The organism is Streptodolium elevatio, assembly GCF_040649515.1.
Classification (GTDB): Bacteria; Actinomycetota; Actinomycetes; order Streptomycetales; family Streptomycetaceae; genus Yinghuangia; species Yinghuangia elevatio.
The window spans coordinates 19528-36319 of the sequence record NZ_JBEZFP010000097.1; the positions used below are offsets into that span (position 1 = coordinate 19528).

Annotated in this window: 12 protein-coding genes; 6 read left to right on the forward strand and 6 right to left on the reverse strand. The window is 69.7% G+C overall.

From position 1 onward, the window contains the following. Positions 1-32: 32 nt before the first annotated feature. Positions 33-1427 (reverse strand): ABC transporter substrate-binding protein, encoded by a 1395-nt coding sequence (locus AB0C36_RS29865; protein WP_358359995.1) that lies wholly within the window; start codon positions 1425-1427, stop codon positions 33-35. A gap of 171 nt (positions 1428-1598) precedes the next feature. Continuing rightward, positions 1599-2714, reverse strand: coding sequence for a LacI family DNA-binding transcriptional regulator (locus AB0C36_RS29870; protein ID WP_358359997.1), 1116 nt, complete (start codon positions 2712-2714; stop codon positions 1599-1601). Between the two features lie 732 nt (positions 2715-3446). Here AB0C36_RS29870 and AB0C36_RS29875 point away from each other — a divergent pair. Further along, the gene (locus tag AB0C36_RS29875) at positions 3447-4703 is read left to right on the forward strand and encodes a serine/threonine protein kinase (protein ID WP_358359999.1); all 1257 of its coding nucleotides are present in this window, start codon (positions 3447-3449) and stop codon (positions 4701-4703) included. Between the two features lie 136 nt (positions 4704-4839). On the opposite strand, the gene AB0C36_RS29880 is transcribed toward AB0C36_RS29875, so the two are convergent. The 4 genes from AB0C36_RS29880 to sdhC form a co-directional block, all read right to left on the reverse strand. Further along, positions 4840-5631 carry a succinate dehydrogenase iron-sulfur subunit gene (locus AB0C36_RS29880; RefSeq protein ID WP_435839138.1) on the reverse strand — a complete coding sequence of 264 codons (792 nt, stop codon included), beginning with the start codon at positions 5629-5631 and terminating at the stop codon, positions 4840-4842. After that, positions 5628-7385, reverse strand: a complete 1758-nt coding sequence (gene sdhA, locus AB0C36_RS29885) for a succinate dehydrogenase flavoprotein subunit (protein ID WP_358360003.1) — start codon at positions 7383-7385, stop codon at positions 5628-5630. Before sdhA ends, AB0C36_RS29880 begins: the two co-directional genes overlap by 4 nt. Positions 7386-7466: 81 nt before the next feature. After that, complete coding sequence (locus AB0C36_RS29890) at positions 7467-7910, reverse strand: succinate dehydrogenase hydrophobic membrane anchor subunit (protein WP_358360004.1); 444 nt, start codon at positions 7908-7910, stop codon at positions 7467-7469. A 5-nt stretch (positions 7911-7915) separates the two neighbouring features. Beyond that, positions 7916-8296, reverse strand: coding sequence for a succinate dehydrogenase, cytochrome b556 subunit (sdhC, locus tag AB0C36_RS29895; protein ID WP_358360007.1), 381 nt, complete (start codon positions 8294-8296; stop codon positions 7916-7918). A gap of 369 nt (positions 8297-8665) precedes the next feature. Between sdhC and AB0C36_RS29900 the strand changes: the two genes are divergently transcribed. From AB0C36_RS29900 to AB0C36_RS29920, 5 genes are all read left to right on the forward strand, one after another. Continuing rightward, on the forward strand, positions 8666-10582 hold the full coding sequence (locus tag AB0C36_RS29900; protein WP_358360009.1) for a methylmalonyl-CoA mutase family protein: 1917 nt from the start codon (positions 8666-8668) through the stop codon (positions 10580-10582). Beyond that, positions 10579-12813 carry a methylmalonyl-CoA mutase gene (scpA, locus tag AB0C36_RS29905; protein WP_358360010.1) on the forward strand — a complete coding sequence of 745 codons (2235 nt, stop codon included), beginning with the start codon at positions 10579-10581 and terminating at the stop codon, positions 12811-12813. Before AB0C36_RS29900 ends, scpA begins: the two co-directional genes overlap by 4 nt. A gap of 1 nt (position 12814) precedes the next feature. After that, complete coding sequence (meaB, locus tag AB0C36_RS29910) at positions 12815-13819, forward strand: methylmalonyl Co-A mutase-associated GTPase MeaB (RefSeq protein WP_358360013.1); 1005 nt, start codon at positions 12815-12817, stop codon at positions 13817-13819. 162 nt (positions 13820-13981) lie between these two features. Then, positions 13982-15199, forward strand: coding sequence for an amidohydrolase (locus tag AB0C36_RS29915; protein WP_358360016.1), 1218 nt, complete (start codon positions 13982-13984; stop codon positions 15197-15199). A 450-nt stretch (positions 15200-15649) separates the two neighbouring features. Further along, on the forward strand, positions 15650-16756 hold the full coding sequence (locus tag AB0C36_RS29920; RefSeq protein WP_358360019.1) for a BMP family lipoprotein: 1107 nt from the start codon (positions 15650-15652) through the stop codon (positions 16754-16756). Positions 16757-16792 lie beyond the last annotated feature (36 nt).

Consider the following 16792-nt stretch of genomic DNA (forward strand, 5'->3'; position numbering starts at 1 on the left):
GTGGGCTGACGGCGGCCGACGCGGAGGAACGGCTACTGCTTGCCGAGGAGTTGGGTGATCTTCCCGTTGGCATCGGTGAGCAGCTTGGCGATGTCGGCGTCCTTCTTGGTGAGCACGCTGGACACCACGCCGTCGAGCACCGAGTAGATCTGCTGGGCCTGCGGGGGCTCGGCGATCTCCGGGACCTTGCCGGACGCCTCGACGAAGGACTTGTAGTTGCCCACCGGGAGCGTCGCGTTCTGGGCCTTGAGGTCGTCGTTGCTCTTGGCGGCCGCGCCGGTCCAGATGGCGGGCTCGGGCAGGCCGACGGGCTCCTTGTCCTGCTTGCCGCGCGCCCAGTCGTTGAGGCCCTTGCCGGGGGTGAGGGCCAGGAACTCAAGCCACTTCAGGCCCGCTTCGATCTGCTCCGGCGTGCACTTCTTGTTGAACATGTAGCCGTCGCCGCCGGCCAGGGTGCCCTTGCCGTCGGGCATCGGGGCCAGGCCGACGTCCTCGAGCTTGCCGCCGAACTCGTTGACGATCTGGGTGACGTTGTCGGGCGCCGCGATGTACATGCCCAGGCGTCCGCTGCCCATCATCTGCTGCACGTCGTTGATGGTCAGGAGCTGCTTGCTGCCCATGCTGTTGTCGGTCCAGCGCATGTCGTGCAGCGTCTGCAGGACGGCCCTGCCCTCAGGGGTGTCGACGGTCGCGGTCTTGCCGTCTGCGGAAATGGCCGCGCCGCCGCGCGAGTACAGCTCGGCGACGAAGTGCCAGCCGCCCTGGTTGCTCGCGCTGTAGTCGGCGTACCCGACGTTGCCGCCGCCGCTGTCGGCGATCTTCTTTGCCGCGGCCCGGACTTCGTCCCACGTCGTGGGCGGCTTGTCGGGGTCGAGGCCGGCCTTGGTGAACAGCGCGCGGTTGTAGATCAGGCCCATCGAGTAGTTCGTACGCGGCACGCCGTACGTCTTGCCGCCGGCGTCCTGGAAGAACTTGACGAGGTCGGGCCGGAGTTCCTTGTCCTTCACGACCTTGTCCATGTACTGCGTGATGTCCGCCGCGCCGCCGCGCGCCAGGACCGTCTGGACGTTCGTGTAGTTGACGTAGAACAGGTCCTCCATCTGGTTGCCGGCCAACTTCGCCTCGAAGGTGGTCGGGTCCGAGCAGGGGAACGCGTCCTTGGACTCGATCTTGATGTTCGGGTTGAGCTTCTCGAACGCCTCGACGTCCTGCTCCCATTGCTTGCGGTCGACCTCTGCGGTGCGCGGCGGCTTGCAGTTGACCGTGAGGGTGACCTTCTTGGCACCGGTGTCGCCGGGTCCGGCGGTTCCTCCGGCGTCGGACGCCTTGTCCCCGGAGTCGTCGTCGGAGCACGCGGCGCCGGTGAAGAGCAGGCCGGCGGCGAGGAGTATCGCGGAGGATCTGCGGTACCGGGTGGAGCTGCGCATGGGAATAGCCCTTCTGCCCGGGAAGTCGAACGAGGTCGGATACGCGGGCGAACCGGAAGGTGTCCCTCCGGCCCGTGCGTGGCGCGGGCCACACTCAACCACGCTTGGCAGCAGGACTCAATATCTCGATGAGATTCCGCAAAAAATTGACAGCAGAAGGAAGAACATCGATTACGCGGGCTCGCGAGCGGCAGGCGTACGTACGGCCGCGGTCGACGGCGAGATCGCAGCCCCGGCTGCGGTACCGGCCGCGGCGCCCGCTCGGGCGTCCGCGGCGGGATCGACCGGGGGAGTGAGCGCGGGCGCCGGGCCGGACGACCGCCGCAGCACCAACTCGGGCTCGAAGAGCAGCTCGTCGTGCGTCACCGGGCTGCCGGCGATCTCCGCCATCAGCATCTCCACGGCGGCCCGGCCCATGAGTTCGATCGGCTGGCGCACGGTGCTCAGCGGCGGGTCGGTCGCGGCCATCAGTGCCGAGTCGTCGTACCCCACGACCGACACGTCGCCCGGTACGCTCCGGCCGAGCCGGCGGGCGGCGCGTACCGCGCCGAGGGCCAGCGGGTCGCTCGCGCAGACGAGTGCGGTCATGCCCCGGTTGATGAGCCGCGTGGCGGCGGCCTGGCCGCCCTCGGAGGAGAAGAGCGTGTGCTCGACGCGGTCGTCGGCGAGGCCGATCGCGGCCTGGGCGGCGGCCAGTTTGCGGTTCGACGGAACGTGGTCGGGCGGTCCGAGGATCATGCCGATCCGGTCGTGCCCGAGGGCCTGGAGGTGGGCGATCGCCTGCTCGGCCGCGGCCGCGTCGTCGCAGCTCACGCGGGGGAAGTCGAGGTTGTCGACGGCCGCGTTGAGCAGCACGGTCGGCAGTCCGCGCTCGGCCAGCCGGTCGTAGTGGCCGTGCGGCGAGTCGGCCTGCGCGTACAGCCCGCCGAAGAAGATCACGCCGGAGACCGCCTGGTCGAGGAGCATCTCGACGTAGTCGGCCTCGCTCACCCCGCCCGCGGTCTGGGTGCACAGCACCGGCGTGAAACCGCGCTGCGCGAGCGCGCCCACGACGATCTCGGCGAACGCCGGGAAGATCGGGTTCTGCAGTTCGGGCAGGACCAGGCCGACCAGGCGGGCGCGTTCGCCGCGCAGTTGGGTCGGCCTCTCGTACCCCATGACGTCCAGCGCGGTCAGCACCGCGGCCCGGGTCCCCTCCGAGACCCCGGGTTTCCCGTTGAGCACGCGACTGACCGTCGCCTCGCTCACTCCGACCTTCTTGGCAACCTCAGCAAGTCGACGCACCATGCCCGCAAGAGTAGTACCGATCGCGTCAATTTTTTGCAGGATCAACGCAAATCATTTACGGGACACCCGCCCCGCGCGACGCGTCGGGGGCCGCCGAGCCGGCCCGGGGGTGAGCGGGGCCGGGGAGGAGGGCCCGGTGGTAAAACGCCAGTGGCGCATGCCGTGGTTGCAACGGGTGGTCGGCGGGACCGGCGTCCCCGGGTCTCACGGAGGCCGGGCAGGCGCCAGGCCAGGCCCGGTCGGTCATCGACGGACATTCCTCCTCGGCGGGGCCGCGGGTAGTCGGCACCGTCCTGCCGGCGGTGCGGCCCGCTGCGGCGGCCGCCACGCAGGTGAACGTGCGCTTCCGGGCCGTCGACCGGATGACCGTCCGGGACTTCCCGATCAAGACCGTGCACAGCTGGTGATCCAGGCTGGCAACCCCGGACTTCAGACACCGTACTTCAGACACCGTGAGCCGCAACGGACGGGAGGAAATGCGTACTTCATCACCGCGCCGCCGCCGCATGCCGCGGAAGCGCGCACTTGTCGCCACGACGGCCGTGCTGACCGTGTGCGGCATGCCGGCCGCAACGCCCGCCTCCGCCGCCGGCACGCGCCGAACGACTGAATCCGGAAGCCGCCTCGAATCGCCCGATCCCGCGCAGTTCTTCGCGCCTCACGGCCTTTCGGGGCGGCTTCGCAGCCGCTCTCATGAACTCCTCGGTCGAACTCTGCCCAGGGAGGTATGCCGTGGCCGTTCGCAAGCCGCAGCTGCCTCCCAAGAGATTCGACCCGGCGCAGGTGACGCGCATCGGTCAGGGGGGCGAGGGATACGTGTGGCGGGTCCGTGACAAGGGACTCGGCCAGGACGTCGCGGTGAAGACTCTGAGGTACGACAAGCCACTGACGCCGGCGCACTACGACAAGCTCAACTGGGAGTACCACATCGCGTCGGCGGTCCGAAGCCCCCACGTGGTGCGCATCCACGACAGCTCTCCCAAGCGGAGCACCGACCATGACGCTTTCATAGCCATGGAGTTGGTAGGTACAGGAACTCTCGCGCACAGATTGGCCCTCGGCGGGTCGTTCCCCTTGGACCAGGTGGCCAAGTTGGGGGCGGCGCTCGCCGACGCGCTGGCCGCGACCCACGAAAGCGGGATCCTGCACCGCGACGTGAAGCCCGCAAACGTGCTGTTCGGGCACGACGGCGTGCTGAAGATGGCCGACTACGGCAATGCCACGCTGGAGTTCGGCGGCCGCGGCTCGTCCATCGCCGGGTCTCCCGGCTACATGTCACCGGAGATGGCGCGGGCGGTCGTGGCGCGGGACTACGGCCTTCCGGCGACCGGCGAACGCGTGAACACGCGCCAAAACGACCTGTATGGCCTCGGCGTCATCATGTACGAGATGATCTCGGGCGAACCGGCGTTCCCCGGCTTCGACCGCGAGGACCGGATCCTCGCTCAGTCCACCGGGGAACTGCAGCCGGTAACCGACGCGGTCAGGGGCGTACCGCGAGATCTCGCGGGGATCGTGACCGCGCTCACCGTGAACACCCCGGGTAGGCGGCCCGATTCCGCCGCGGAAGTCAGGGATGTGCTCCTGGAGCTTGCGCAGTCCCTGCCGACCGAGCCGGTCGGCCATGTCGGTCCCTTCATCACCCTGCAAGAGTCGGCAACCCCAGATGTCTTGCCGGCCCGTCCGCGCGGACGCGACGCACCGTACACAGGTCCCGCACCGGCCGCACCGGCCTCGGAGAGACCGACGGACGTGGCCCGCATAGCCGCGAACGGCCTGAGCGACCTGAACGAGACGCACGCCCCCGCGCATGACGTCGACCCGTCCGCCACGCAGCCTGGAGCCGACGTGTTGGCACCCGGCCAGGCTGCCGACCGGCACTACGGCGCAACCGGGCCGTCGGACGCCGCAGGCGCTCCGGACCGTCCCGAGCTGCCAGGCCCCGAACCCGACTGCCCGGCACGAGAACTCGACAACTCGATGGACTGACCCGGACCCGGCCGCCCGTTCCTCGCGCGCACCGAAGCCGCGGCACACCGGGTCCCGGGGCCCGGGAAGCCTGCCCGGGAAGCCCGAACGACCCGTGCCCCCGATGGGGTACGGGCCATTCGGAACAGCGGGTTGCTCAGACTCGGCGGAAGATCAGGGCTCGCTTGACTTCCTGGATGGCCTTGGTGACCTCGATGCCTCGGGGGCAGGCGTCGGTGCAATTGAAGGTCGTGCGGCAGCGCCAGACGCCTTCCTTTTCGTTGAGGATCTCCAGGCGCTGTTCGGCGCCCTCGTCGCGCGAGTCGAAGATGAAGCGGTGCGCGTTGACGATGGCGGCCGGGCCGAAGTACTGGCCGTCGGTCCAGAAGACCGGGCAGGACGTCGTGCAGCAGGCGCACAGGATGCACTTGGTGGTGTCGTCGAAGCGCTCGCGGTCCTCGGGGGACTGGAGGCGCTCGCGCGTGGGCTCGTTGCCCGAGGTGACGAGGAAGGGCATCACGTCGCGGAACGACTGGAAGAACGGCTCCATGTCGACGACGAGGTCCTTCTCGACCTGCAGGCCCTTGATCGCCTCGATGGTGATCGGCTTGGTGACGTCGAGGTCCTTCACCAGGGTCTTGCAGGCGAGGCGGTTGCGGCCGTTGATGCGCATCGCGTCGGAGCCGCAGATGCCGTGCGCGCAGGAGCGGCGGAAGGTGAGCGAGCCGTCCTGCTCGCCCTTGACCTTGAGCATCGCGGTGAGGATGCGCTCGGTCGGGTCCGCCTCGACCTGGAAGTCCTGCCAGAACGGCACCGGGGGCTCGCCGTTCGGGCCGACCAGGTCCGGCAGGAAGCGGCGGATCCGCAGGGTGATGGTGATGGGGGTGTGGTCGCGCGCCGGCTTCTGCGCGGGGGCAGCCGGGGTCTCGTCGATAACGGCAGTCATCAGTACTTACGCTCCATCGGCTGGTAGCGGGTGACGACGACCGGCTTCCAGTCAAGCCGGATCGAGACGTCGCCGTCCGCGTCGACCTCGCGGTATGCCATCGTGTGCTTCATGTAGTTGGCGTCGTCGCGCGCCTGGAAGTCCTCGCGCGCGTGGCCGCCGCGCGACTCCTTGCGGTTGGCGGCGCCGACGACCAGGACCTCGGCGAGGTCGAGCAGGAAGCCGAGTTCGACGGCTTCGAGCAGGTCGGTGTTGAACCGCTTGCCCTTGTCCTGGATGGACACGTCGAGGTACCGCTTCTGCAGCGCCTTGATGTCCGAGAGGGCCTGCTTGAGGGTTTCCTCGGTGCGGTAGACGCCCGCGTTGGCGTCCATCGTCTCCTGCATCTCCGCGCGGATCTGCGCGACCCGCTCGGTGCCCTCGCTGTTCAGCAGGCGGTCCAGGAGCGCCCGTACGTCCGCCGCCGGGTTCTCGGGCAGTTCGACGTAGTCGGCGGTGGCGGCGTACTTCGCGGCGGCGATGCCCGCGCGGCGGCCGAACACGTTGATGTCGAGCAGCGAGTTGGTGCCCAGCCGGTTCGAGCCGTGCACGGAGACGCAGGCGACCTCGCCCGCCGCGTACAGGCCGGGGACCACGGTCTCGTTGTCGGCCAGCACCTCGGCCTCGACGTTGGTCGGGACGCCGCCCATCGCGTAGTGCGCGGTCGGGTACACCGGGACCAGTTCGGTGGTCGGTTCCACGCCGAGGTACGTGCGCGCGAACTCGGTGATGTCCGGGAGCTTTTCCTCGATCTGCTCGGCCGGCAGGTGGGTGAGGTCGAGGTAGACGTAGTCCTTGTTCGGGCCCGCGCCGCGGCCCTCCAGGACCTCCAGCACCATCGAGCGCGCGACGATGTCGCGCGGCGCGAGGTCCTTGATCGTCGGGGCGTACCGCTCCATGAAGCGCTCGCCGTCCGCGTTGCGCAGGATGCCGCCCTCGCCGCGCGCGCCCTCGGTGAGCAGGATGCCCAGGCCCGCGAGGCCGGTCGGGTGGAACTGGTAGAACTCCATGTCCTCCAGCGGCAGTCCGCGGCGCCACGCGATGCCCATGCCGTCGCCGGTGAGGGTGTGCGCGTTGGAGGTGGTCTTGAAGACCTTGCCGAAACCGCCGGTCGCGAAGATGACGGCCTTCGCCTGGAAGACGTGCACCTCGCCGGACGCCAGCTCGTACGCGACGACGCCGGAGGTGGTCTTGTTGCCGTCCTCGTCGTCGACGAGCAGCAGGTCGAGTACGTAGAACTCGTTGTAGAACTCGACGTTCTGCTTGACGCAGTTCTGGAACAGCGTCTGCAGGATCATGTGGCCGGTGCGGTCCGCGGCGTAGCAGGACCGGCGTACCGCGGCCTTGCCGTGGTCACGCGTGTGGCCGCCGAACCGGCGCTGGTCGATGCGGCCCTCGGGGGTCCGGGAGAACGGGAGGCCCATCTTCTCCAGGTCGAGGACGGCGTCGATCGCCTCCTTGCACATGATCTCCGCGGCGTCCTGGTCGGTGAGGTAGTCACCGCCCTTGACCGTGTCGAAGGTGTGCCACTCCCAGTTGTCCTCCTCGACGTTCGCGAGGGCGGCGCACATGCCGCCCTGGGCGGCGCCGGTGTGGGAGCGGGTCGGGTAGAGCTTGGTGAGAACGGCCGTACGGCTGCTCTTGCTCGCCTCCAGGGCGGCACGCATGCCGGCGCCGCCCGCGCCGACGATGACGGTGTCGTACTTGTGGATCTGCATGACCTGTGTGTCCTCTGGTACCGATCTCCGCGACCACCAAGGGGCGCGTTCGGGTGCGTTCGAGTGCGGTCCGTTGGCCGGCTACTGGCCGATGTTCGGGTCGAAGGTGAAGATCACCAGCGTGCCGGTGAAGAGCACGATCAGGGCCGACGTGTAGAGCACGACCTTGAGCCAGAAGCGGGTCTGGTCGCGCTCCGCGTAGTCGTTGATGATCGTGCGCAGACCGTTGACGCCGTGCAGCTCGGCGAGCCACAGCATGATCAGGTCCCACGCCTGCCAGAACGGGTTGGCCCAGCGGCCGGCGACGAACGCGAAGCCGATCCGCGACACACCGCCGTCGATCACCAGCTGGATGATCAGGTGGCCCAGCACGAGGACGACCAGCAGGATGCCGGACAGCCGCATGAACAGCCAGCTGTACAGCTCGAAGTTGGTCCGGGTGGAGCGCGGCGAGCGCTTGGAGCGGGGGGCCTCGATGGCCGGGCCGCCGCCGCTGATCTTGGGAGCGTTCTCGATCAAAGCCATCTGGGTCAGCTCCCGAAGATCTCGCGCAGCGTGTGCTCCAGGACCGGGTAGAAGGCGCCGGCCATGAGCACGGCCCACAGGCCGACAACGCCCCAGAACATCTGCTTCTGGTAGCGGGGGCCCTTCTCCCAGAAGTCGACCGCGACGATGCGCAGGCCGTTGAGGGCGTGGAAGAGCACGGCGCCCACGAGGCCGTACTCCATGACGTTGACGAACGGGTTCTTGTAGATCTCGATCGTCTCGTCGTACGCCTCGGGCGAGACCCGCACAAGAGCGGTGTCGATGACATGGGCGAACAGGAAGAAGAAGATGAGGACGCCGGTGACTCGATGAGCCACCCATGACCACATGCCTTCCCGGCCGCGGTAGAGCGTTCCAGCCGGCACGGAAACTACCCTCCGGATGCGGTAGACGGGGCTCGGCCGGCAAGCCGTCGGTCGGCCCGGCCGGGTACCTTCCTCCGGCCCCGGCCATGTTAGCCATCGAAATCACCGGCTCCCGCCCGGGGGCGCGTGATGTGATCGATTCCGCACGCCTACGGGAACCAAACGGGTGACACTTCGCGTCCTACGGCCTTTCCCGCCAGCTGATGTGACGCAGTGTCATCGACGCCTCCGGGCGGTCGCCGGCACTCGTCGGACAAATCGGATAACCGTTCCGCGGCACTGTCCTTGCCGCAGTCAAGCGAATTCGCGACTGATGTCACACCGAGGCCGTGTATCGATCTTGGGGCGCGGTCCCTACGATGCGTGAACATGACGGAGGCTACTGTCGACGGCGGCACGTCTACCGGCTCCACCTTTGCTTCGCAGTTCCCGCAGCCCACGCGTGAACAGTGGCAGGGCCTGGTGGCCGGCGTGCTCCGCAAGTCGAGGGTCATCGGTGCGGACGACGCACCCGACAACCCTGAGGATCTGCTCGCGACCACCACCTACGACGGCATCAGGCTGGCCCCTCTCTACACGGCCGACGACGCCTCACCCGAGCCCGGCGCTCCCGGACTCCCCTCCTACGTACGCGGCGCCCGGGCGGCCGGCAGCTCCGTCGACGGCTGGGACGTACGCCAGCTGCACAGCGACCCGGACCCGGCGCGCACCGCCGAAGCCGTGCTCGCGGACCTGGAGAACGGCGTCTCGTCCGTCTTCCTGCAGACCGGCGCGCCCGGGGGCGAGGACGCCCTGGACCCCGCCGAACTGCCCGGCGTCCTGGCCGGCGTGCTGCTCGACCTCGCGCCGGTCGTGCTCGACCCCGGGGCAGACTTCGGGCCGGCCGCCGAAGCCCTCCTCGCGGTCTTCCGCGAGCGCGGCGTCGCCCCGGCCGAGGTACGCGGCAACCTCGGCGCCGACCCCGTCACCACCCACGCCCGCACCGGCCGCGCCCCGGGGGCCGGCCGGGACCTGGCCGCCGCCGCGGACCTCGCGGTACGCGCGCACGCCGAGTTCCCGCACCTCCAGGCCATCACCGTGGACGGCCAGCCGTACCACGAGGCCGGTGCCTCCGAGGGCCAGGAACTGGGCGCCGCCACCGCCGCGGGCGTGGCGTACCTGCGCGCGCTCACCGCCGCGGGACTCGACGTCGACACCGCGCTCGGCCTCGTCGAGTTCCGCTTCGCGGCCACCGCCGACCAGTTCCTCACCATCGCCAAGCTGCGTGCCGCCCGCCGCGTGTGGGCCCGCGTCGCGCAGGCGTCCGGCGCCTCGGCCGGGGCCGGTGCGCAGAAGCAGCACGCCATCACGTCCTGGTCGATGGCCACCCGCCGCGACCCCTGGGTCAACATGCTGCGCACGACCGTCGCGGCGTTCGCGGCCGGCGTCGGCGGCGCCGACTCCGTCACGGTCCGCCCGTTCGACGCGGCGATCGGCCTGCCCGACGCCTTCGCCCGCCGCATCGCCCGCAACACGCAGTCGCTGCTGCTGGAGGAGTCGCACCTCGCGCAGGTCATCGACCCGGCGGGCGGCTCCTGGTACGTCGAGAAGCTCACCGACGAACTCGCGCACGCCGCCTGGGCGTTCTTCCAGGACATCGAGCGCGCGGGCGGCATCGCCGCGGCGCTCGACGGCGGCCTCGTCGCGGACCGCATCGCCGAGGTACGGGCCGCCCGCGAGAAGGCGATCGCCACCCGCAAGGACCCGCTCACCGGCGTCAGCGAGTTCCCGAACCTCACCGAGGACGCGGTGATCCGCGAGCCCGCCCCGGCGCTGCCCGGGGGCGGCCTGCCGCGCGTGCGGTACGCCGACGGCTACGAGGCCCTGCGCGACCGCTCGGACGACATCTACCTCGCCACCGACGCGCGCCCGACGGTCTTCCTGGCCACCCTCGGTCCGGTCGCCCAGCACACCGCGCGCGCCCAGTTCGCCCGCAACCTGTTCGCGGCGGGCGGCATCGACGCCGTCGAGGCGGGCGCGACGGCCACCGAGGACGAGGTCGTCGAGGCGTACCGCGCGGCCGGTGCCCCGGCCGTGGCCTGCCTGGCCTCCAGCGACAAGATCTACGAGGAGCGCGCGAAGGACGCCGTCACGCGCCTGCACGAGGCCGGCGCCCGGCATGTCCTTCTCGCCGGTGCGGCCAAGAAGTGGGCGGACACGAACGCCGACGGGTACGTATTTGTCGGGTGCGACGCACTCGAAGTACTGAACCGGGCGTACACGATCATCGCGGGAGGGGACCGATGACCATTCCGGACTTCACCGGCATCGACCTCGGCACCCCCGAGGCCGCCGACGCCGAGGCGTGGGTCGCCGCGGTCGCCGAGGCGACCGGCAAGGACGCCGCCGAGCTGACCCGCGACACGCCCGAGGGCATCCCGGTCAAGGCGCTGTACACGGAGAAGGACACCGAGGGCCTCGACTTCCTCGCGACCTACCCGGGCATCACGCCGTACCTGCGCGGGCCGTACCCGACGATGTACGTCAACCAGCCCTGGACGATCCGCCAGTACGCGGGCTTCTCCACCGCCGAGGCGTCCAACGCCTTCTACCGCCGCAACCTCGCGGCCGGCCAGAAGGGCCTGTCGATCGCGTTCGACCTGGCCACCCACCGCGGCTACGACTCCGACCACCCGCGCGTCGCGGGCGACGTCGGCATGGCGGGCGTGGCCATCGACTCGATCTACGACATGCGGCAGCTGTTCGACGGCATCCCGCTCGACCAGATGTCGGTGTCGATGACGATGAACGGCGCGGTGCTGCCGATCCTCGCGCTCTACATCGTCGCGGCGGAGGAGCAGGGGGTGAAGCCGGAGCAGCTCGCGGGGACGATCCAGAACGACATCCTCAAGGAGTTCATGGTCCGGAACACCTACATCTACCCGCCGAAGCCGTCGATGCGGATCATCTCCGACATCTTCTCGTACACCTCGCAGAAGATGCCGAAGTTCAACTCCATCTCGATCTCCGGCTACCACATCCAGGAAGCCGGGGCCACGGCCGACCTGGAGCTGGCCTACACGCTCGCGGACGGCCTGGAGTACCTGAAGGCCGGCATGGACGCGGGCATGGACGTCGACGCGTTCGCGCCGCGCCTGTCGTTCTTCTGGGCCATCGGGATGAACTTCTTCATGGAGATCGCCAAGATGCGCGCGGCCCGCCTCATCTGGGCGGACCTCGTGCACGGCGTCGGCGCGAAGAACCCGAAGTCGCTGTCGCTGCGCACCCACTCGCAGACCTCCGGCTGGTCGCTGACCGCGCAGGACGTCTTCAACAACGTGGTGCGCACGTGCGTCGAGGCCATGGCGTCGACGCAGGGCCATACGCAGTCGCTGCACACCAACGCGCTCGACGAGGCGCTGGCGCTGCCGACCGACTTCTCCGCCCGCATCGCGCGCAACACGCAGCTGATGCTCCAGCAGGAGTCGGGCACCTGCAACGTGATCGACCCGTGGGGCGGCAGCGCGTACGTCGAACGCCTGACCTACGACCTGGCGATGCGCGCCCGCGAGCACCTCGCCGAGATCGAGAAGGCCGGCGGCATGGCCGCCGCGATCGACGCCGGCATCCCCAAGCTGCGCATCGAGGAGGCCGCGGCGCGTACGCAGGCCCGCATCGACTCGGGCCGCCAGCCGCTCATCGGCGTCAACAAGTACCTCGTCGACAACGACCAGCCGATCGACGTGCTCAAGGTCGACAACGCGCGGGTACGCGCCGACCAGATCGCGAAGCTGGAGCGGCTGCGCGCGGAGCGCGACGGCGGCGAGGTCGAGCGCGCCCTCGCGGCGCTCGCGGGTGCCGCCGAGGCGGACCTCGCGGGGGAGCGGCCCGACGACCTGGAGCACAACCTGCTCAAGCTCGCGGTCGACGCGGCGCGGGCGAAGGCGACGGTGGGGGAGATCTCCGACGCGCTGGAGAAGGCGTACGGTCGGCACCAGGCGACGATCCGCACGCTCACCGGCGTGTACCGCGAGGAGGTGGGGGCCACGGGCAACGTCGAGCGGGTCCGCACGCTGGTCGAGGAGTTCGAGCGCGAGGAGGGCCGCCGCCCGCGCATCCTGGTGGCCAAGATGGGCCAGGACGGGCACGACCGCGGCCAGAAGGTGATCTCCACGGCGTTCGCCGACCTCGGCTTCGACGTCGACGTGGGCGCGCTGTTCCAGACTCCGGAGGAGGTCGCCCGCCAGGCCGTCGAGGCCGACGTGCACGTGGTCGGCGTCTCCTCCCTCGCGGCCGGCCACCTGACGCTGGTGCCGGCCCTGCGCGAAGAGCTCGCCAAGCTCGACGCGGGCGAGATCATGGTCGTGGTCGGCGGCGTGATCCCGCCGTCCGACGTACAGCCGCTGCTCGACATGGGCGCCGCCGCGGTCTTCCCGCCCGGCACGGTCATCTCGGACGCCGCGGTCGACCTGTTGAAGCGTCTGTACGACCAGCTCGGCCACGAGCTGCCCGCGGCGCTCTCCACCGCATCGGAGTGACGTGGCACGTCGTGTGATCGATGTCGGCCAGTACGCGGAAGGCGTGCTGGCCGGCAACCGCACCGTCCTGGCCCGCGCGGTCACCCTCGTGGAGTCCACCCGCGCCGAACACCGCGACCTCGCCCAGGAGTTGCTGGTCAAGCTGCTGCCGCACGCGGGCGGCGCGCACCGGGTGGGCATCACCGGTGTGCCGGGCGTCGGCAAGTCCACCTTCATCGAGGCGCTGGGCACCAAGCTGACGACCGCCGGGCACCGGGTCGCGGTGCTGGCCGTCGACCCGTCCTCGACGCGGACCGGCGGCAGCATCCTGGGCGACAAGACGCGCATGGGGAAGCTGGCCGTCGACCCCGCCGCGTTCGTGCGCCCGTCGCCGACCGCCGGGACGCTCGGCGGCGTCGCGCGCGCCACGCGCGAGTCCATCGTGCTCATGGAGGCCGCGGGCCACGACGTCGTGCTGGTCGAGACGGTCGGCGTCGGGCAGTCGGAGGTGACCGTCGCCAACATGGTCGACTGCTTCCTCTTCCTGACCCTCGCGCGCACCGGCGACCAGCTCCAGGGCATCAAGAAGGGCGTCCTGGAGATGGCCGACATCGTGGCCGTCAACAAGGCAGACGGCGAGTTCGAGGCGGCCGCGAAGGCCGCCGCGCGCGAACTCCAAGGCGCATTGCGGCTGATGCGCAGACCGGGTGAATTGTGGTACACGCCGGTCCTCACCTGTTCGGCGCTGACCGGGATGGGGCTCGACGAGCTGTGGGACACCGTCCTGAAGCACCGTCAGACCCTGGACTCCGCAGGGCGGCTGGCGGAGGTGAGGCGCCGTCAGCAGGTCGACTGGACATGGGCCGCCGTACACGACTCGCTGTTGGCCGAATTGCGGGCGAACCCCCAGGTCAAGAGCCTGGTGCCGGACCTCGAACGGCAGGTGCGGGACGGCGAGATCACCGCGACGATCGCCGCCGCGCGCATCCTGGACGCGTTCCACGGCAGGGGCGGGAACACGGACTGACCGTACGGTTGGCGCTCTGACGGGGCGTCAGCCAAGTGGGCGTAGTGGCATACCCCCACCGGCCCTGGGTCATGCGCCACGGAGGGCAGATTTCCTCACCCTAACGGGGGTAATTCGCTTTCTCTCACGTCCCGGGTAGCGCGGCAACGTACCCTTGCAGGGGTGAGCGCATCCCTCCCCGAAGGCCCCGAGGGCGCAGTTTCAGCCGCGTCCTCCCATGTCGCTGCTTATGCCGACGAACTCGTGGCGATCCGCCGCGACCTGCACATGCATCCTGAGCTGGGGCGGGAGGAGTTTCGCACCACCGGGTTGATCCACGACCGGCTGGTGGCCGCCGGTCTGACGCCCCGTCTGCTGCCGGGCACCGGCGTCGTGTGCGACATCCCGGCCTCGGCGGGTGCGGCCGACGGGCGCGGACTCATCGCCTTCCGCGGCGACATCGACGCGCTGCCGGTCGAGGACGCCAAGGACGTCCCGTACCGCTCGACCGTGCCCGGCCGCGCCCACGCGTGCGGCCACGACGTGCACACCACGGTCACGCTCGGCGCGGGCCTCGTGCTGGCCGACCTCGCGCGCGAGGGGCTGCTGACGCGTCCGGTGCGGCTGATCTTCCAGCCCGCCGAGGAGAAGCTGCCCGGCGGTGCGCTGGACGTCATCAAGGCCGGGGGGCTTGACGGCGTCGAGGAGATCCACGCGGTGCACTGCGACCCGCGCGTGGAGGTCGGACGCGTGGCGCTGCGCGTCGGCGCGATCACGTCCGCCTGCGACCGCATCATCATCACGCTGGGCGGCCCGGGCGGGCACACCGCGCGGCCGCACCAGTCCACCGACCTGGTGACCGCGCTGGCGAAGATGGCCGGCGAGCTGCCGTCCGCGCTGGCCCGGCGCATCGACCCGCGCTCCGGCGTCAGCATCGTGTGGGGCCGCATCAACGCGGGGGCCGCGCCCAACGTCATCCCGCAGCGCGGCGAACTGGACGGCACGCTGCGCTGCCTGGACATCGAGGCGTGGCGGCAGGCGCCCGACCTCATCCAGGAGTTGGTCGACGCCATCGCCTCGACCTACGGCGCGAAGTGGGAGCTGGAGCACCACCGCGGCGTGCCCCCGGTCGTCAACGACGCGGACGCGGTCGCCGCGGCCCGGACCGTGGCGACCGGATTTCTCGGTGCCGCGTCGGTCGAGGTGACCGAGCAGAGCCTGGGCGGCGAGGACTTCTCGTGGTTCCTGGAGGACGTGCCCGGGCAGCTGACCCGGCTCGGCGTGCGCCCGGTGGGCGAGGCGCCGTACGACCTCCACCAGGGCCGCTTCGACGTCGACGAGCAGGCCATCGGCGTGGGCGTGCGGCTGTTCGCCGACCTGGCGCTGCGCCCGCGCCAGTAGGCCCGGGTTCCTCTCCGGCACGTCCCGCCGACGCCCCTCGTACGGGCCCGAACGGAGCCCTGCGCGGGGGCAAATGAGTGCCCTGACCAGGTTATACGTAGTACCCGCGATAACGACCAGGACACGAATCAGGCCCCGCACCGACCGGTGCGGGGCCTTGCTTTTACCGAGGCTCGCGACGGGGAAACCGTGGAGCCGTGAGACCTGGCCCAACCACCGGCTACCTTCATCCACTTGGCTCAGCAGATCGTGTCCAAGTGGTGATCTGACCTGTATGTCAGAGATATTGATTTTGTATGTATGCTCGGCGGCGGTTCGCATGTCTACGCGCGTACACGACGCATTCTACTCGCGTTGAACGCAGCGTGTCAGCCAACCGCCACCACAGGTCTTGCCAGATGTTCAGCTGATTTCACGCCTTGTTGGGCGTGCATCGGAAGGAGACACCCCGTGCGCCGGGTATCCAAGGTCGCCGTGGTCGCGGTCACCGGGGCTCTCGCCCTCACCGCGACTGCTTGTGGCAGCAAGCCGAAGGACGATGACAAGGGCTCGACCCCGAGCGCGGGTGCGTCCGCGCCCGGCGCCGGCGGTGCCACCAACGCCGCGAACTTCAAGGCGTGCATGGTCACCGACCAGGGCGGCGTCGACGACCGCTCCTTCAACGCCGCGGCGTGGGCCGGCCTGAACCAGGCCAAGGACCAGCTGGGCATGCAGATCAAGAAGGTCGACTCCAAGACGGAGAACGACTACGTGCCGAACATCGACAGCCTCGTCGCCGACAAGTGCGACGTCGTCGTGGCGGTCGGCGGCCTCATGGCCAAGGCGACCGGCGAGGCGGCGAAGAAGAACCCGAACCAGAAGTTCATCATCGTCGACTCCAGCAGCGTCGAGCCGAACATCAAGGGTCTCGAGTACAACACCGCCCAGGCGGCGTTCATGGGCGGCTACCTCGCCGCCGCGCAGACCAAGACCGGCAAGGTGGCGACCTTCGGCGGCATGAAGATCCCGCCGGTCACCATCTACATGGACGGCTTCGTCGAGGGCGTCAACTACTACAACCAGCAAAAGGGCAAGAACGTCCAGGTCCTTGGCTGGGACGAGGCCAAGCAGGACGGCTCCATCGCGGGCAAGTTCGACTCGCCCGGCGACGGCGAGCGCATCGCCAACGACTTCATCAACCAGGGCGCGGACATCATCCACCCGGTGGCGGGGCAGACCGGTCTCGGCGCGGCCTCGAAGGCCAAGCAGTCCGGCAAGGCCAGCGTCATCTGGGTCGACGTCGACGGCTACGAGAGCACGAACGACAAGGAAGTCATGCTCTCGACCGTCACGAAGTCCATGAAGGACTCGGTGTTCCTGGCGCTCAAGGAAGCCGCCGCGGGCCAGTACACCACCGCGCCGTACCTCGGCACGCTGCAGAACGAGGGCGTCGGCCTCGCGCCGTTCCACGACTTCGACTCGCAGGTCTCCGCGGAGACCAAGGCCGAGCTGCAGAAGATCAAGGCCGACATCATCGCCGGCACCATCAAGATCACCTCGCCGAGCCAGCCGAAGTGACGCCGCGGCCGGGTGCCGTGGACCCCTCGGTCCACG

What these genes read in the sequence shown, in the direction of transcription:
- AB0C36_RS29865 (WP_358359995.1), bottom strand. Translation starts at nt 1,427, where the DNA reads ATGCGCAGCTCCACCCGGTACCGCAGATCCTCCGCGATACTCCTCGCC.
- AB0C36_RS29870 (WP_358359997.1), bottom strand. Translation starts at nt 2,714, where the DNA reads ATGGTGCGTCGACTTGCTGAGGTTGCCAAGAAGGTCGGAGTGAGCGAG.
- sdhA (WP_358360003.1), bottom strand. Translation starts at nt 7,385, where the DNA reads ATGCAGATCCACAAGTACGACACCGTCATCGTCGGCGCGGGCGGCGCC.
- AB0C36_RS29890 (WP_358360004.1), bottom strand. Translation starts at nt 7,910, where the DNA reads ATGGCTTTGATCGAGAACGCTCCCAAGATCAGCGGCGGCGGCCCGGCC.
- AB0C36_RS29900 (WP_358360009.1), top strand. Translation starts at nt 8,666, where the DNA reads ATGACGGAGGCTACTGTCGACGGCGGCACGTCTACCGGCTCCACCTTT.
- scpA (WP_358360010.1), top strand. Translation starts at nt 10,579, where the DNA reads ATGACCATTCCGGACTTCACCGGCATCGACCTCGGCACCCCCGAGGCC.